The 18,247-nt window shown below is 44.9% G+C and carries 9 protein-coding genes; all 9 read left to right on the top strand.

Going from position 1 to position 18,247, the window contains the following annotated elements; all coding sequences use genetic code 11:
• The first annotated feature begins 5 nt into the window (after nt 1-5).
• The 9 genes from H8B06_RS17915 to H8B06_RS17875 all read left to right on the top strand — a co-directional run bounded on the left by H8B06_RS17915 (nt 6) and on the right by H8B06_RS17875 (nt 18,149).
• Nucleotides 6-2,957, top strand: a complete 2,952-nt coding sequence (locus H8B06_RS17915) for a sugar-binding domain-containing protein (RefSeq protein WP_190995573.1) — start codon at nt 6-8, stop codon at nt 2,955-2,957.
• The gene (rhaM, locus tag H8B06_RS17910; protein ID WP_223857760.1) at nt 2,957-3,265 is read left to right on the top strand and encodes an L-rhamnose mutarotase; all 309 of its coding nucleotides are present in this window, start codon (nt 2,957-2,959) and stop codon (nt 3,263-3,265) included. The genes H8B06_RS17915 and rhaM overlap by 1 nt, the downstream gene beginning before the upstream one ends.
• Nucleotides 3,266-3,271: 6 nt before the next feature.
• Nucleotides 3,272-6,013 carry a glycosyl hydrolase gene (locus H8B06_RS17905; protein WP_223857759.1) on the top strand — a complete coding sequence of 914 codons (2,742 nt, stop codon included), beginning with the start codon at nt 3,272-3,274 and terminating at the stop codon, nt 6,011-6,013.
• A gap of 153 nt (nt 6,014-6,166) precedes the next feature.
• A complete protein-coding gene (locus H8B06_RS17900) occupies nt 6,167-9,346 on the top strand; it encodes a SusC/RagA family TonB-linked outer membrane protein (RefSeq protein ID WP_190995572.1) in 3,180 nt (1,059 codons plus the stop codon).
• Nucleotides 9,347-9,350: 4 nt separating this feature from the next.
• Entirely contained in the window at nt 9,351-10,859 is a 1,509-nt protein-coding gene (locus tag H8B06_RS17895) for a RagB/SusD family nutrient uptake outer membrane protein (protein WP_190995571.1), read from the top strand.
• 304 nt (nt 10,860-11,163) lie between these two features.
• Nucleotides 11,164-12,537 (top strand): TolB-like translocation protein, encoded by a 1,374-nt coding sequence (locus H8B06_RS17890; protein WP_223857758.1) that lies wholly within the window; start codon nt 11,164-11,166, stop codon nt 12,535-12,537.
• An 8-nt stretch (nt 12,538-12,545) separates the two neighbouring features.
• Nucleotides 12,546-13,847: a DUF4861 domain-containing protein gene (locus H8B06_RS17885; protein WP_223857757.1), complete on the top strand. Its 1,302-nt coding sequence runs from the start codon at nt 12,546-12,548 to the stop codon at nt 13,845-13,847.
• Between the two features lie 85 nt (nt 13,848-13,932).
• Nucleotides 13,933-16,731 (top strand): glycosyl hydrolase, encoded by a 2,799-nt coding sequence (locus H8B06_RS17880; protein WP_223857756.1) that lies wholly within the window; start codon nt 13,933-13,935, stop codon nt 16,729-16,731.
• Entirely contained in the window at nt 16,728-18,149 is a 1,422-nt protein-coding gene (locus H8B06_RS17875) for a glycoside hydrolase family 88/105 protein (protein ID WP_223857755.1), read from the top strand. Before H8B06_RS17880 ends, H8B06_RS17875 begins: the two co-directional genes overlap by 4 nt.
• The last annotated feature ends 98 nt before the right edge of the window (nt 18,150-18,247 follow it).

Genomic DNA, 18,247 nt, shown 5'->3' with positions numbered 1-18,247 from the left:
TACATATGATGAAGTTTTGGAGTACGATATGCGTCGTGCTATGCTGTACCGCAGTTTTTGCCCAATCGAGACAGACCTATAGTTTTAATGCCGCATGGAAGCTACATATTGGTGACATACCGGAAGCCAAACAAGCTGCATTTGACGATAAGGAATGGAAAGAGGTTACGCTGCCCCATGCCTGGAATGAGGACGAAGCTTTCGCAAAACCTATACACGAACATAGCACAGCGGTGGTTTGGTACCGTAAAACATTTACATTGCCGGATGACGTGCCGCAAGAAAAGGTGTTTTTAGAATTTGAAGGCCTGCGTTTCGGCGCAGAATTTTATCTCAATGATACGTGGATAGGCCGCCACGAAAACGGTGTCATGGCAGCAGGGTTAGATATCTCGAAAGAGGTATTAAAAAAAGGTGAAAATGTCCTAGCTATTCGAACGGATAACGATTGGCGGTATAGGGAAAATGCAACCAATAGCATTTTCCAATGGAACGATAAGAATTTTAATGCGAATTACGGCGGTATTCCCAAAAACGTATGGATTCATTTTACCGGTGGAATGTATCAAACCTTGCCTTTATATTCCAATTTAGGAACTACGGGTGTATATGTTTATGCAAAAAACATAGATATTCCCGGAAAGCAATTGGATCTGCATGTGGAGTCTGAAGTGAAAAACGAAACAGCTAATACATATAATGGTCAGTTTTTGGTGGAAGTACGAGATGCTGAAGGGGTGTTGGTGAAAACATTTGAAAATCCTTTTTCACTGGAAGCAGGAGCGACCGGGATAATCCAGGTACAGTCAAAAATGGACAATGTGCATTTTTGGAACTGGGGATATGGTTATCTATATACGGTAACGTCTAAATTGGTCGTTGGTGGAGAAACGATCGATGCGGTTGATACGCGTACAGGATTCCGGAAAACTGCATTTCGGGACGGTATGGTTTATCTCAACGATCAGGTATTGATGATGAAGGGATATGCCCAACGGACGAGCAATGAATGGCCTGCAGTAGGGCTCTCCGTTGCTCCATGGGTGAGTGACTATAGCAACAAGTTGATGGTGGAAAGTAATGCGAATCTAGTTCGTTGGATGCACGTAGCACCTTGGCGTCAAGACGTAGAATCTTGCGACCGGGTCGGACTGATGCAAATGCTGCCTGCCGGAGATGCGGAAAGGGATGTGGAGGGGCGTCGATGGGAACAGCGTACAGAACTGATGCGGGATGCAATTATTTATTATCGCAACAGTCCAAGTGTTCTGTTTTGGGAGAGTGGCAATGAGTCTATATCAGAAGAGCACATGGCCGAGATGATTACCATTCGCGATCAATATGATCTGCATGGCGGGCGGGCCATAGGCTCCCGTGAAATGCTGGATAGCAAGCTAGCTGAGTACGGCGGGGAGATGCTCTATATCAATAAAAGTGCTAAACATCCGATGATCGCTACCGAATACATGCGCGATGAAGGTTTGCGTAAATACTGGGATGAATATACCTATCCGTTTCATAAGGAGGGAGAAGGCCCCTTGTATAAAGGTAACGATGCCAGCGATTACAACAGGAACCAGGATCAGCATGCCATGGAAACCATTCGACGGTGGTGGGAATACTGGAAAGTACGCCCGGGAACCGGGAAACGCGTGAGTTCGGGGGGCGTAAATATTATTTTCTCCGACTCTAATACCCATTATAGAGGTAAAGAGAACTATCGTCGAAGCGGAGAAGTCGATGCGATGCGGATTCCTAAAGATGCGTATTATGCCCACCAGGTGATGTGGAACGGCTGGGTAGATCCCGATCCGAAAGGTCTCCATATCATTGGTCACTGGAATTATCCAACAGATACGAAAAAGGATATACACGTTGTTAGTGCGGGCGAAAAAGTAGAGCTCTTTGTGAACGGACAGAGCCAAGGGTTTGGCGAACGTTCCTACCAGTTTCTGTTTACTTTTCCGCAAATAGCTTTTGCGCCCGGTGAACTGAAAGCCCGTTCTTATGACGAAAATAATAATGTATTGAATGAGCAGCTGATACAAACGGCAGGCGAGCCTTATCGTGTAAAACTAAACTATAAGCACGGCGATAACGGTTTGTATGCCGATGGCAATGATATGGTTTTGGTTGACGTAGAAGTGCTGGATAAAGAGGGTAGACGTTGCCCTACAGCGACCAATATGATTGATTTTCGTTGGGATGGCCCTATGAATTGGCGAGGAGGTATTGCGCAGGGACCTAACAATTACATCCTTTCCGAATCGTTGCCAGTAGAAGCCGGCGTAAACAGGGTTATGCTGCGTACCCGATTTGGTGAAGCCGGAGAAGTGAAAATCCACGCACAGGCAAATGGTCTTATCGCCGATAGCCTTATATGGGAAGTTTCTCCTATCTTGGATAAAAATGGGCTTTTTGTGAAAAATTCCGGAATAGGATTGCCCTTGAATTTAGATAGAGGGGAAGGTTTGCAAGAGGAACCATTAAAGCAACAACGTATAACCTTGCGGATACAGAAAGTTCAGGCAGGTGCAAATCAAGAAATGGCAGCCTCCTCCTATGATGATAATGAGCTGACGGACTGGGTAAACGATGGATCTCTTCAAAACGCCTGGATAGAATATACCTTGGCAAAGAAATCGGCTATTGACGAGATTGATCTAAAATTGAATAACTTTAGATCTAGAAGCTATCCGTTGCAGGTTTTTGTCGATGACAAGCTGGTATTTGATGGAAATACAAAAACAACATTAGGATATTATACATTAGAAATCCCCCGTACGGAAGGACGTCGGGTGAAAATTCAGTTGAAGGGGAGTTCGGTTGTTGCTGCGGAAAATCAACATGCCGAAATTGGGGGTAAGAAATTGGATGATGGTGTGGCGCGGGATGATATCGGCGCAAAAGGGCGATTGAGTATTATTGAAATAGATATCCACAAAAAAATAAACTGATGAAAGTAGCGTTTAAGATGCAATTGAAACCGGGAATGAAGGAAGAATATGAGAAGAGACATGCAGCTATTTGGCCAGAATTGGTCGCTTTATTAAAAGATAATGGTATTGCGGATTACACGATTTTTCTGGATGAGGAAACGTATACACTTTTTGCGGTGCAACGTTTAACCGGTAACTCGTCCCAAGAACTGGGAAATACGGAAGTTGTCCAGCGCTGGTGGAAATATATGGCTGATATTATGGTAACGAATCCTGACTTTTCTCCGGTTTCTACACCTTTAACAAACGTATTCCATTTAGATTAAACGACAATGAAGAAAAGATTTATAACGATATTGCTATGTTATGGTATGGCCACCTCCGTGGGATGGGCACAAGATTTGTGGCCTAGCGTAACGAAGGAAATGAAGCCGTGGACACGTTGGTGGTGGCTCGGTTCCGCTGTGGATAAGCCCAATCTGTCCAGAGAGATAAAGCTACTAGATGAAGCAGGTTTCGGAGGAGTAGAGGTGACGCCGATTTATGGGGCTAAAGGATATGAGGACCGGTATATCCCCTTTTTGTCGGATAAATGGCTGGATATGTTAGCATTTACAATAGATCAGGCAAAGTCTCACCAAATGGGTGTCGACATTAATTTAGGGACAGGCTGGCCATTTGGTGGACCCCAAATCGACGAACAACATGCGGCGACCAAATTGTTTTTGGATGAGATCGAGTTGAAGATGGGACAGCCAATATCATTTCCATTAGGGGTAAGCGATACGAAGCAAAGCTTCAGTAAGCTACAAGCTCTTCGCGCCTATAAATCCAATGGAGAGGAGATTAATCTGGACAGCTATATGCATAATCAGTCGGGAAGCTGGACTGCGCCCGAAAATGTCCGTGTGATCGCCCTTTTCTCAGGTCGGACCCGCCAAAAAGTAAAACGTGCAGCACCCGGAGGCGAAGGCTTCACACTTGATCATTTGGGTAAAGATCCTGTACAACGCTACTTTAACCATTTTCAGAAAGCCTTTCAAGGAAAGGATTTACAGCTTCGTGCTTTTTTTAACGACAGTTATGAAGTATATGGCGCCAATTGGACAGACCAATTTTTGGAAGAATTTGAAAAAAGAAAAGAGTATAAATTACAGGCATATTTATTAGATTTTGCTGGGAAGGGAAATGATAAGGAGCGGGAAAAACGTGTGAAATCAGATTACCGGGAAGTAGTGAATGCTATTCTTCGGGATAACTTTTTGATCCCTTTTACCTCGTTTTCTAATCAACACGGAGCGCTATCGAAAAACCAAGCACATGGATCGCCAGGAAATTTGATCGATCTGTATGCCAGTACTGATATTGCTGAATGTGAGACTTTTGGATCAAGTTTTTTTGCTATTCCGGATCTGAGACGGGATAGCACCGATGTTCGGAACGTTGATCCTGATCCGATGATGTTTAAGTTCGCTTCCTCTGCAACGCACACCACAGGTAAAAAATATACATCTTCTGAAACGTTTACCTGGCTTACCGAACATTTTAAAACATCCCTCGCACAGGCAAAGCCAGAGGTAGAGCAATTGTTTTTAGCAGGTGTAAATCATGTTTTTTATCATGGTACGACCTATTCTCCCGAAGATGTACCTTATCCGGGTTGGTTGTTTTATGCATCGGTTAATTTTACGACCAACAATTCTTTTTGGCCACACCTGCCTGGATTAAACAATTACATTACCCGTGTACAATCCATCTTACAGACGACACAGGCAGATAATGAACTCTTGATTTATTGGCCAATATATGATGTCTGGCATGATACAAAGGCTCCGTTTAAGACGTTGAGTGTACATCATGTTGATGACTGGTTACACCCCACGGAATTCTACAAACAAAGCATGTCTTTGCAGCGCTTAGGATATAGTTTTGATTTTGTGACAGACGCTATTCTTGCGAAATCAACCGTTCACGATAAGCTTGTCGTAACGGCGGAAAATGCGCGACCCTATAAAGTTATCTATATTCCCTCTACACAATATTTTTCGGAGGAAACCCTCGCTAATCTATTGACGTTGGCAAGGAATGGCGCGACACTTATTTTTGAAACGTTGCCTAAAGATGTTAGCGGTTTAGCGAATCTGGAATCGCGTCGCAAAAAACTGAACGACTTATTGGCAACACTCCACTTTGATGGGGATGAAGAAAACCAATATACAGCCTATGGTAAGGGAAAAGTCTACCTGACGAATGATGTGTATTCTGCGTTGGAAACAGAGCAATTATATGCAGAACGATTAGCACGTACAGGGCTGAAATTCAATAGACGGGTGACGGAAAAAGGAACATATTATTACTTGGTAAATCATACCGATAAAACAATAGATCAGTTTGTTCGGTTAAATAGCGAAGCAGCGCATTATACGTTATTGGATCCGCAGACTGGCGATATATTTAATCTTCCGATAGAAAAGAGCGATATTCGTTTGCAGATTCCTGCTGGTTATGCTTGGGTGGTGTACGCGTCCAATACGGATAAGGTAGATCCGGACTATCACTATATCAATCAGCCGCAGGAGGAAAAGGTGTTCGTTCATCCGTGGAAGGTAAGCTTCTTGCACGGCGGACCACAATTACCAAAAGCACGAACATTGAACACGCTAAGCTATTGGACAACTTGGGGAGATGCGGTTGCTGATAAGTTTTCTGGCATGGCTGCTTATGAAACCTCGTTCACCATCGAAAATAAGTCGGACAAAGGATATCAATTGCATTTGGGGACAGTGGGTGAAAGTGCACAGGTATGGGTAAATGGAAAAGACGCCGGTATCGTATGGGCTCATCCGTTTACGCTGGAGATTGGAAAACTGTTACAAAATGGTAAGAATGATATTCGTATTGAAGTGGCGAATTTGATGGCCAATCGCGTTCGGGATCTCGATAAACGAAAAGTTTCCTGGCGTAATTATCATGAAATCAACTTTGTGAATATTGATTATAACGATTTCGATGCAAGTCAATGGAAACTAATGGATAGCGGTCTAAAAGGACCAGTGCGTTTATTCAGCTATTAATACTTTCCTGTCTATTTTCTATAAAAGAGGCCATTTTCGAAAAGGAAATGGCCTCTTTTATAATGACCATGAGAGTGCATAACAGTTTTGTTACGCAAACTTTCTACCTTGCTTTTGAGCTAGTATAAATCTTTATAACGAGTTGATAAATCTATGAGAGGAAAAATCTTTTTTTACAGTCTACTTGCCCTCTTTCTTGGAGCTGCTCATCAGGCCGTAGCACAAGAACTATTAACGGGTAAGGTTGTGGACGCCACGGAACAACCATTAGTTGGGGTTTCTGTGCAAGTGTTGGGAGACAATCAGCGGTCGACATCGACCGGAACGGGAGGCGAATTTAGCGTGTCGATTAATATCGGCGAAACATTGGTCTTCACGTCGGTGGAATACAGAAGTCAGCGTATTGTCGTGAAGAACTTACAGCCACTTACGGTAACCCTGCAAGCGAGTGATGAAGTATTGGACGAAGTCGTTGTTATTGGTTATGGGACGCAAAGGCGTTCGGATGTTATTGCCCCTGTTTCTAAATTTAATGCCGAAGGCTTGGAGGAGCGTCCATTGGTACGTGTTGATCAGGCATTGGTGGGGCAAATGTCCGGTGTCCGCGTAAAACAGACAACCGGTGTGCCGGGTAAAGGCCTTAGTGTGCAAGTTCGTGGATCCGGGTCGATTACAGCGGGAAGCGAGCCGTTGTATGTTATCGATGGCTTTCCCTTGGCAACGGCCGCACCAAATGGATCCGGAAATTATGCGTCAGGTAATCCATTAGATAACATTAATCCGAACGATATTGAATCGATTGAAGTGTTAAAGGATGCTTCGGCAGCAGCCATTTATGGGTCAAGAGCAGCCAATGGGGTCGTACTCATTACCACAAAACGTGGGAAATCTGGAAAGCCGACGATTTCTTTTAATACCTATCTAGGGGCGTCATCACCCTATAGGAAGCTGGATATGTTAAATGGAGAGGAATGGATAGATCGTTCTATAGAAATGATTAACAGTGCGTGGGTCACTTCCGGCGCGGGACGCACCGCATCACAAAGCATAGCCGAACGCGGGGCAATTTTAGGCTTGGCCCCGGGAACCTATAACACTGCTTATATGTATGACGAACGCTGGCTGGAGCCAGGATACCCCGGATTGCATATTATCGATTGGCAGGATGAGGCCTATCGTAACGGACTGGTACAAAACTATCAGTTGGGTGCTTCTGGTGGTACGGAGTTCGTGAATTATTATGTGTCGGGTAACTATATGGATCAGAAAGGGATTGTGCAGGGATTGGATTATAAAAATTATGCGCTTCGTGCCAATATCGATGTGAAGCCAACGAAGAAGCTGACCTTCGGGATGAATCTGGCACCGACGTATTCGGAGGCAAACGATCCGGGTGTAGAAGGCAAAGACAATATGATACACCAGATTTATTCGATGTCACCCGTTCAGGACAACCCTGTGGGTACCGTCAATGTTTTTGAAAATGAAAAATACCCTTGGAGTACATCTACTAATGATCCTATAGCTAAGTTGACCAATTATGTGGGTGAAAATAAGACCGCTCGGATACTGGCTACGTTGTATGGTCAATATAATATTTTAGATAATTTGATCTTTAAGACCACGGTAAACGTGGACCATACCGACCGTACGGCGTTTAGTTTCCGGCCGTATACGATTGGGGGAACGTTGCAGCAACGGATAACCAATCCAAATCAGGCTACCTACGGGTCGAGTAATAAATACCGGAAACAGACTTTTGTCAACGAGAATACCTTAACCTATAATTTGGAACGGGATAAACATAATTTAACGGCGTTGTTAGGGCATGCTTATAACTACGACAGGTTTGATGGGTCAACCATTACGTCGCAGGGAGGTTATAGGAACAGTAATATCATGACGTTAAACGCGGCGGTGGGAACCATAGCATCGACGAATGCGACGAAAAATTTGCTATTATCTTATTTCGGACGGGTGCAATATGCGTTCGACGGTAAGTATTTGTTCTCTGCAAGCATGCGTCGTGATGGATCGTCCCGCTTCGGTATGAATACCAAATGGGGTTGGTTCCCATCTATATCCGCGGGTTGGCGCCTGTCGGATGAAAGTTTTATGCAATCGGCAACATTTATTCAAGACTTGAAAATCAGAGGTAGTTACGGTGAATCTGGAAACAATAACATCGGCGATTATAGTAGTATAGCCGTTCTAGGTGAAGCCAATTATTCTTGGGATGGTAGCGCGGCGCCGGGTTGGGCGCCATCGAATATCATCAATCCGGATCTCACCTGGGAGAAGTCCAGAACCTTCGATGTGGGATTAGACTTTGCCTTGTTCCAGTCCCGGCTATCGGGATCGTTTGATGTTTATCAACGAACCAGTAGCAATCTATTGCTGAATGTACCGACGATGTGGTCGACGGGATTTGGTTCTTTATTGGACAATGCTGGCGAAGTGCGCAGCCGCGGTTGGGATCTGGAGATCACTTCGCGTAATATACAACGGGATAATTTTACTTGGTCGACCTCCTTTAATCTGAGCCATAATACCAATAAAGTGACGCAGTTAATAGGCGATCAACAGGAAATCCTGATTCCTTCTTCTTTTGATATTGAACATAGCATCCTGCGGGTAGGGCAACCGATGTATAGTATTTATGTCGTACAGCAAGATGGTATCCTGACGCAACAGGATATTGATAATGGAGTGGCTTTATACGGTAGCCAGGTTGCTGGTGATCCACGTTATGTAGATGCCAATGGCGATAAAGTGATTGATGCAGATGATCGGGTGATTGTAGGGCATCCGAATCCAGATTATGTTTGGGGGATCACCAATGACTTTCGATACAAGAATTTTGACTTAAGCTTTATGTTTCAAGGGCAGAACGGCGGACACCTCTACTCGCTATTGGGTCGGGCTTTAGGGCGTACAGGCCAAGGAGCGACGGACAATGCGCTCGGTTTCTATAGAGATAGGTGGTATTCGGCCGAAGACCCTGGTGAGGGACGGGTCGGAAAGGCTTACTCTACTTTCGGGCGTATCAAAAATACCGATTGGCTGTATTCTTCAGACTATTGGCGTTTGCGCAACGTGACGTTCGGATACAATTTCCGAGAACTGCGCTTAGCAGGGCAATCCTGGTTAAATTCCGGACGGGTATATTTGACCTTGGAAAACTTTTGGGGTAACGATAAATACGATGGTGGACTTAACCCCGAATCGGCTAATACGAATCTGAGTGGTAGCGATCGGTATCCCGAAGCTGGCGATTACGGCGGACTGGCACTGCCGAAAACAATTACATTTGGTGTTAACTTGACTTTCTAAAACGATGAAAAAGATATTATATTTTGTAATGAGTTTAGGGTTGTTAACGTCCTGTGATATGGATTTAGCACAGCAGCCGATCTCAGAGGCGTCGTCTGAAACTTATTTTCAAACGGTGGATGATTTTAACCAAGGACTAAATGCGGTCTATAGTTCGGCAAGAAGCTATCCGGACCGACTCATGAATCTATCCGAGACGAGATCGGACAATCTGCATGCAATTTCGGATGGAGGGGTGCGCGATTGGGAGGGCATTAACAGTTTTCATCGTACCATTTCGAGCAATCCTTATGTGGAGGAAGCTTGGGAGGCCAATTTTACCGGTATTTTTAGGGCTAATAACTATTTGGAGCAATTAGCGGAAAAAGGCGAATCCGTCATTTTAGATGAGGCTGTACGTCGGCGTATGGAAGGAGAAGTACGTTTTCTCCGGGCATTTTATTATTTTGATTTGCTTCGTTATTTTGGGCGAGTCCCCTTAATTGACCGCGTAGTCTCCGCGAATGAAGCGAAGACTATTCCTCGCAGTGAGGTCAGCGATATCTATAATTTAATCATCGAAGATGTTAACTTGGCGATTGACTATCTGCCTGCACCGAGTACGTATGCTACTGCAGATAAAGGGCGTGCGAACAAGTACGCCGCCAAGATGTTGCTTGGACTGGTGTATATGACACGTTCGGGGCCTAATTATGGTATTGATGGAGCCGGACTGAATACAAACGAATGGAGCGAGGCTGTGAATGAATTTAACGATATTATAACCAGTAATGAGTTTCAGTTTTTACCGACCTATCAAGAGATATTCAATTACGGTAATGAACGTAATAAAGAGGTCGTATTTAATATTGAATATTCCAGCGGATCCAACCCTGTCGTTGGTGCAACCTTCCCTTGGGTATTGGTACCCGATACTTGGTTCCAATCTTTAGGTTTTGGGGTACAGGGAGGCCTTATGATACGGCCGGTTTCTTTGGATTTATTAAGTAAATATGACGAAAATGATGTTCGTAGAGCCTTTAGTATACAGGAGGGGTATACGTATGGAGCTGTCGTCGAAAACCGTTCCTTTATCAGAAAATATGTAGATATCACCAAGGTGCCCACCACGAGCCGGTTTGACTGGCCGATTAATTATATCGTATTCCGTTACACAGACCTGTTGATGTTAAAAGCAGAATGTGTATTGAATGGAGCACCGGGCTCTACAATAACTGATGTAGATGCAGTCGTGAACGCAGTTCGTGAGCGTGCCGGCTTGACCACAACCCTCACCGATGTAACGAAGGCACAGCTTCTGGAGGAACGTCGTCGTGAATTCGTGGGCGAGGGATTGCGTTGGTTTGATCTTATTCGGTCAGGAACGGCGGAAACCACGATGAAAACTTGGATCGAGGAGGAGGATACCGGAGGGCAAATGGAAGATTTCAAAACGGATTATATCCTATATCCCGTTCCGCAGTCGGAAATGAGTAATGCGCCCGGACTTTATGAGCAAAATAACGGATATTAGTTTTTATTATATGTATATGTTAGAGAGCTGCTTGATTTGCAGCTCTCTTTCATTATAGCCATCTGTACACAGGATACAGCATGATAGTGTTACGAAAGGTATTCCCTAAATTGCAATTGGCAACTATGTTATAAATAAACATTATAAACCTTTCTCATGACTAGAAGTGTAGTTAATCCAATATTAATCGATCGTCTTCGCCAAGGCGATGAGGTCGCTTTTGAAGAGATCTTTCAACTTTATCATGGGCAACTCTTCACTTTGCTTGTACATTTTGTAAGAAAAAAAGACAGTTATTAAGCTTATGTATACGATTTATTTGAAATTGATGATGTTTGGTATGGTCTTGTTGTGTTCTTGGTCTGCCACAGCACAGATTGGTAAACGTTTTCCTTCCGAGCGAAAGGTTGTCAATGATCCGGTTACCGGTATTGATCTGGTATTTTTAACCAGCACACCGGTTGGGGATTCAAAAATATACCAGACACACAACCAATGGACGTCGGATGGAAAGTGGTTGATCTTTCGTTCAGACCGTGAACCTGGCGAAGCAATTGCCGCTCATGAAGAAAGCGGAGAAATGGTGCAAGTTACTGAAGGAGGGTACACCGGTATGTTAAATATCGCGAGAAACTCCATGCACCTCTATTTCATGCGCAAACCTATGGGAAGGAGTGCAGATGGATCAATGGAAGTTATCGAAGTGGATCTGGCAAAGCTGTTTGCTGATATTGAGACGGGAAATTTGCAGTCGGCATCGGTCTACCAAAGGGTTTGCGGGACCACGTCTCCTGAAATCGGTGCCGGTGGCGATATGGCATTGGACGGCGATAGCGAAGAATGGGTGTTTTTCCGTGTTGGTAAGGACGAAGCGGCTAAACACCTGCCCGAGGGTACAAAAATTGAAGAAGCGTTTGGTCCCCGCAATATGGGAGCCGGTCCATCAGGTATCGCAAAGATGAATATTAAGACTGGTGAAGTCGCCCATGTGATCTCTGTTCCTTTTCAGGTGGGACATATACAGACAAACCCTTGGAAAAAGGGTGAAATTGTCTTTTGCTGGGAAACCGGGGGCAAGTCGCCTCAGCGTACATGGACGGTTATGGCGGATGGTACCGGACTGCGACCGCTCTATCCCGAGTCCGAATACGAATGGGTCACCCATGAAGCATTTCTGACGACGGATGAAGTCGGTGTTGCGATTATGGGGCATCGCCCTATTCCTGGGGTTGTGAAGGGTCAGACGTCTCCGGGCACAAACGTTGGTGGTGCTAATCCGGGACAGGAAACAGCTTGGGGTCCTTCCGGTACACGGGAGAAGCCTACGGGTTTTGCCGTTGTAAACCTCCGAACACGGGAAATGCGTATTGAAGGGCAGACCCATCGTGGCAGTGGTTTTTGGCACGTAGCTGGTTCGGGTGATGGCCGCTGGCTGGTTGGGGATGACTTTGCACGAGATATCTATCTGATTGACCGTCATACCCACGAGATGGTGCTGTTGTCTTCGGGGCATAAAACTACCGCAGCAGACCACCCACACCCCACATTCAGTCCAGATGGCACGCGTATCCAGATTCAATCCGCCATGCTCTCGGAAGATGACCGTACGATGAATATCTGTATTATTCCTGTACCAAAAAGTTGGTTGGAACGAACATATAGTAAAAGACTTGACTAATCGATAAGATGATGAAATATTTATTCTTTTTAGGATGTACAGCCCTTTTCGCATTATCATCATGTAGCCAACGCGAAGAAATAAAGATAATTACGCTGAAGAATACTGATTCTGTTGATTTACGGCAGAAGGCCATTGTCGTCAAACGGTCGGATTTGACGAACGATAAGAAATTTTACCCACTCTTGCTTGATGCAAAGGGCGATACCATTCCCTCCCAAGTAAATGATACCACCGGAGACGGTGAGTGGGATGAACTGTTTTTCCTGATCGATATTCCCGCGTTGGGCGAAGTGGTCTTGACAGCGCAACATACCGATGACAGCATAGCGTATGAACAGAAAACGGCGGTTCGGTTTGGTAAGCGAGACGGACTGGGCAACCCCGTACAACCGAGATTGGGAGACACACTTTACGCTGATCAATTGCCACTTAGCATAGGTTACCAACCATACCAAACGGATGGGCCTTCTTGGGAAAACGACAAAGTGGGGTTTCGGCATTACTTGGACGGTCGTAATTCGAAGGACGTTTTTGGTAAAAAGGTTTCTTATATGAGCCCCTCCGATGTTGGCATCAATGCGCAGGGGGCTGTGGAAGACAACTACCATGTGATGTTGGATTGGGGAAGGGATATCATGCCTGTAGGGAACTCTGTGGGAATTGGTGGGATTGCGTTGGCCAATGGAGATGCTATGTACCGTGTCGGGGTAACCGCATTGGATGCCGTTAACAACGTGGACACAACGATTTTTAGGGTTGTAGAGAAAGGACCTTTGCGATCTTCAATGGATCTTCAGTACCGGAATTGGAAAGCAGGAGGTCGTTATTATAGCTTAACGGAGCAGCCTGTTATCTGGGCAGGGATGTACGGCTATCAGAATACGGTTCGTGCCCAAGGGGTGCAAGAGGGAGATACCTTACTTGTGGGCTTGGTCAATATTTTTTCGAGCCAGCCACCCAAAGAAATCATCATCGATAACCAATGGGTGGTCTTGTATACACACGATCGACAGTCCTACGGTCAGGAGTGGTGGTTGGGATTGGCTCTTATCCTGCCGTATGACTGTTACAACGGATACACGGAAGCTCCGAAAATAGGTCCATTGGTGGATAGTTATATGGCCAAACTAGACATCTCCGATGATGCCCATGTCAGCTATTATGCCATTGCCGGTTGGGAATTGAGCGACGAGGGTTTCCGTAACCGTGATTATTTTGAAAACTACATTGTGGATCTGGCGAAACAATTAGCCGCGAAAGTAGTGGTAGAAGTTTCTGCTGCTAATGAATTGAAGGTCGGTTCATGAATAACTCAAGCCCTGTAATATGAAACACTTTATTTTTCTTTCTCTTTGTCTGATAACTGTATTCTCGAGCTGCGAGCAAAATAATTTGCAACAAAAAGAAACGGGGAAAATTTCCTGGCCGGAAATTACACCGGAAATGAAACCTTGGACACGCTGGTGGTGGCATGGTAGTGCGGTAACGGAAAAAGGATTAACAGCATCACTGGAGGCCTACAAAGAAGCGGGATTGGGGGGTGTGGAAATAACACCTATTTATGGTGTAAAAGGAGAAGAAAAACAGTTTATTGATTTTCTTTCTCCTGATTGGACGGAGAAGTTGGTGTATACGTTGAAAGAATCCGAGCGACTTGGATTAGGTGTAGATCTAGCTAACGCATCAGGATGGCCATTCGGTGGACCTTGGGTTGGCGCGGAAACAGCATCTCGATATTTCACTTCTCAAGTGTTTAACGTCGCCGGTGGAGAAACATTTTCAACAAACATAGCGTATATGCAGCAACCTGTCCTGCGTATGCAAGACGGAAAGAAGGTGCAAATCAACGATGTAAAAGAACCGTTGTCAACTTATGGTGATTTGCAAGAATACGCTTTCGATCAGGTGCGTTTGGAGAAGCCTTTGCCGCTGATTTTGGTTTCGGCACATAAGTCTGGTCAAGATGGTTTTACGGAGAAGATCGACCTGACGAATCAGGTAGAAGATGGCCAGCTGACATGGGTAGTCCCCGAGGGAGAGTGGGTGATCTGTGCACTGTTTGAAGGTTTGCACGGCAAACAGGTAGAGCGTGCTGGCCCTGGAGGAGAAGGAAATGTGATCGATCATTTCTCAAGATCAGCGTTAGACGGATATTTGGATAAGTTTGATACAGCGTTCAAAAATCATGATCTCAACTATCTAAGATATTATTTTAACGATTCCTATGAAGTGGACGACGCCCATGGCGAAGCCAATTGGACTCCAGACTTCTTTACAGCATTCCAGCAGCTAAACGACTACGATTTGCGCAACTATATCCCTGCCTTGTTAGGACGAGATACGGAGGAAATGAACGGCCGCGTTATATATGATTACCGCTGGACGATAAGTCAGCTTTTGTTAGAAAACTATACCAAACCATGGCAGAAATGGGCGAGTGCACAGGGTAAAGGCATCCGTAATCAGGCGCACGGCTCGCCGGCAAATGTGTTGGATTTGTACGCAGCCAGCGACGTGCCCGAAATCGAAGGCCGCGAAATCGTTAACCTTAAAAGTGCCGCCTCAGCCGCACATGTTACGGGTAAAAAGCTGATTTCCTCCGAATCGGCCACTTGGCTTAATGAACATTTTGAGTCTAATTGGGGGGATGTAAAGAATGCGGTAGATAACATGTTTCTTTCTGGCGTAAATCATATCTTTTATCATGGTACGGCTTATTCTCCACAAGAAGCTATGTGGCCAGGATGGCTTTTTTATGCAGCGGTACATTTTACGCCGACCAATAGTCTGTGGGACGATTTTAAAACATTAAACCAATACGTCGCCCGTTCCCAGAGTTTCCTGCAAGCAGGGCGTCCAGCCAATGATATACTGGTTTATTTTAATGTTGCCGACCACTGGTCAGAACGAGGGAATTACATGTTGAAGCACTTTCATTCCAACACCTTATTTGACGATCTCAGTCTCAAGGTCTGTGGGGATTACTTGTCGGAAAATGGATATTCCTGGGATGCTATTTCCGATCAACAATTGCAGGATGTTACCTACGAGGTTAATCAACTCCTTACAAATGGGAATAGCTATAAAACTATTTTAATTCCGGAAGCGTCCCTTATGCCGGCTGAGACCTTTGAAAAACTGATTAATTTGGCGAATGAGGGAGCAACTTTGTTATTTGTGAAAGATCTTCCAAAGGCCGCTCCGGGTATGGGCGGAAAGGCAGAGGGAACGCAGAAGATAGCACATTTGAAAAACGAATTATCGTTTAAACAGGAAGGCAACCGGTGTATGGCGGCTTATGGAAAAGGATTAATTGTGGTCGCTGAAGAGCTCCCGGAGCTTGTCACATATTCCGGCGTTCAGCCTGAATCGTTTTACAACGATGGTTTACAATCGATTCGTCGTCTTAAAGATGATGGTAACTACTATTATTTTATCAAAAATACCTCCGATACATTGTTTAAGGGATGGATTGCCCTACAGGTTGATTACACTTCGGCCGCATTATATAACCCGATGACAGGTGCGGAAGGGTATGCGTTTACCAAATCAGATGAAAGAAAAACCGTCATATATGTAAGTATTCGTCCCGAAGAATCGATTGTCGTGGAGACATTTAAGGATATTTATACGGGAGAATTATACCCTTTCTACGAAATATTGGACAATGCTGTCGCCCTCTCAGACTGGAAGATTGATTTTATTAAAGGAGGTCCTATCTTGCCGGAAAGTGTCTCGACAGAAAAATTGCAGTCCTGGGTGAATTATGGTAGCGATTATGAACATTTTTCTGGGACGGCGGAATACATGACGATTATTCCGTCCTTATCGGAAAGTACCGACGCTTGGTTGTTGCGTTTGGATAATGTGCATGAGAGTGCGGCCATCTATTTGAATGACAAGCATATCGGTACCCTGTTGAATGCGCCATACGAATTGGAAATACCAGTAGAAGCCTTGCATGGGAACGACACCTTGAAAATTGCTGTATCTAATCTGATGGCCAACCGTATAGCCTATATGGATAAACAAGGAATGACTTGGCGAAAATTTTATAATATCAATTTTGCGGCTAGACGTGCAGAAAATAGAGGGGAAGATGGTATATTCTCTGCCCGAAATTGGAACCCGAAAGCTTCTGGTCTTTCGGGTGAAGTAACCCTAATTCCTTTGAAAAGAACGATAAAATGATTAACGAACATATGAGAACCGCGTATTTATCAATAGGACTCATTTCCATAGTAGGAATGATGTCATGTCAAGAGACGACCACACAAGAGACGAAGGTCAACGATTCGAATACTCCGCTGCACCTGTTGGCGCCAGAATATACCACGCCCTATAAAGAGTGGACCGCAGCGGAAATTAAACAGCATCTTGATCGGATATTTGTTTATCTAGATGAAGAGACACCTACCCGTGTACTGGATACTATAACAGGAAAGGATATTACAGACTACACACAACTAAATAAACATGCCCAATTGGAAAAAGGTGACTTTCGTCTGGCAAGTTACGAATGGGGAGTGACCTATGCGGGTATGTTGGAGGCAGCGGAAGCAACAGCAGATCCGAAATATAGGGAGTACGTAGCGAAACGCTTTGATTTTCTATCAGACGTGGCTCCGCATTTTCGGCGCCTGCACGAAGAACACCATGTGGTGGATAGGCAAATCCGGCAAGTGATATTGCCTGGTTCGTTGGATGATGCCGGCGCAATGTGTGCCGCGATGGTGAAATTTAGCCATACGGCATCTGGTGTAGATTACAAGGAGCTGATCAACAATTACATGGACTTTATTGAAAATAAAGAACACCGTCTGGCCGATGGCACGTTCGCCCGTATGCGTCCACAGGCGAATAGTCTATGGCTGGATGATATGTACATGGGCATACCTGCACTTGCGCAAATGGGGAGTTACACGGGCGAGAAACGTTATTTCGACGAAGCTGTACGCCAGATAAAGCAATTTACACAACGTATGTTCGTGCCGGAAAAAGGATTGTATATGCATGGCTGGATCGAAAGCGCAGATAGCCACCCTGCTTTTCATTGGGCACGTGCCAACGGATGGGCGTTGCTTACACTAACCGAAGTGCTTGATGTATTGCCGCTGGATCATCCAGAGAGAGACGATATACTCGATATTTATAAAAAGCATGTCAAAGGTATTGCTCCTTATCAATCAGGTACCGGCTTCTGGCACCAGTTATTGGATAAAAATGATTCCTACCTAGAAACTTCGGCTACGGCGATCTATGTATACTGTATTGCGCGTGGCATTAACAAAGGTTGGCTGGATGTTATATCCTACGGACCGGTAGCACAATTGGGATGGAGCGCGGTGTCCACGCAAATCAATGCGAAAGGACAGGTAGAAGGTACCTGTGTAGGTACGGGTATGGCTTTTGATCCGGCCTATTATTACCATCGTCCGGTAAATGCCTATGCAGCACACGGATATGGGCCGGCATTGTTAGCAGGAGCAGAAATGATAACGTTGATTAAGAAAAGCTATCCGAAAATGAATGATAGCGCGATTCAATACTACGAGATAGATCCAAAAACGGATGCAGCGATTTTCGGGGTAGACGGGCAAACGTATTAAAAAAGGAGTTTATATTGTTTACTTTTCAACAGGCTGTTCCTTCACGGACAGCCTGTTTTTTTGTAATACAGTGCCGAGCAGGATACTACATGATGCGC

The sequence above is a fragment of the Sphingobacterium micropteri genome (genome assembly GCF_014692515.1).
Taxonomy (GTDB): Bacteria; Bacteroidota; Bacteroidia; order Sphingobacteriales; family Sphingobacteriaceae; genus Sphingobacterium; species Sphingobacterium micropteri.
The sequence above is the reverse complement of the archived record's forward strand: the minus strand, read 5'-3'. Positions and strand labels throughout refer to the sequence as shown.

What these genes read in the sequence shown, in the direction of transcription:
- rhaM (WP_223857760.1), top strand. Translation starts at nt 2,957, where the DNA reads ATGAAAGTAGCGTTTAAGATGCAATTGAAACCGGGAATGAAGGAAGAA.
- H8B06_RS17875 (WP_223857755.1), top strand. Translation starts at nt 16,728, where the DNA reads ATGATTAACGAACATATGAGAACCGCGTATTTATCAATAGGACTCATT.
- H8B06_RS17895 (WP_190995571.1), top strand. Translation starts at nt 9,351, where the DNA reads ATGAAAAAGATATTATATTTTGTAATGAGTTTAGGGTTGTTAACGTCC.
- H8B06_RS17905 (WP_223857759.1), top strand. Translation starts at nt 3,272, where the DNA reads ATGAAGAAAAGATTTATAACGATATTGCTATGTTATGGTATGGCCACC.
- H8B06_RS17890 (WP_223857758.1), top strand. Translation starts at nt 11,164, where the DNA reads ATGTATACGATTTATTTGAAATTGATGATGTTTGGTATGGTCTTGTTG.
- H8B06_RS17900 (WP_190995572.1), top strand. Translation starts at nt 6,167, where the DNA reads ATGAGAGGAAAAATCTTTTTTTACAGTCTACTTGCCCTCTTTCTTGGA.
- H8B06_RS17915 (WP_190995573.1), top strand. Translation starts at nt 6, where the DNA reads ATGATGAAGTTTTGGAGTACGATATGCGTCGTGCTATGCTGTACCGCA.
- H8B06_RS17885 (WP_223857757.1), top strand. Translation starts at nt 12,546, where the DNA reads ATGATGAAATATTTATTCTTTTTAGGATGTACAGCCCTTTTCGCATTA.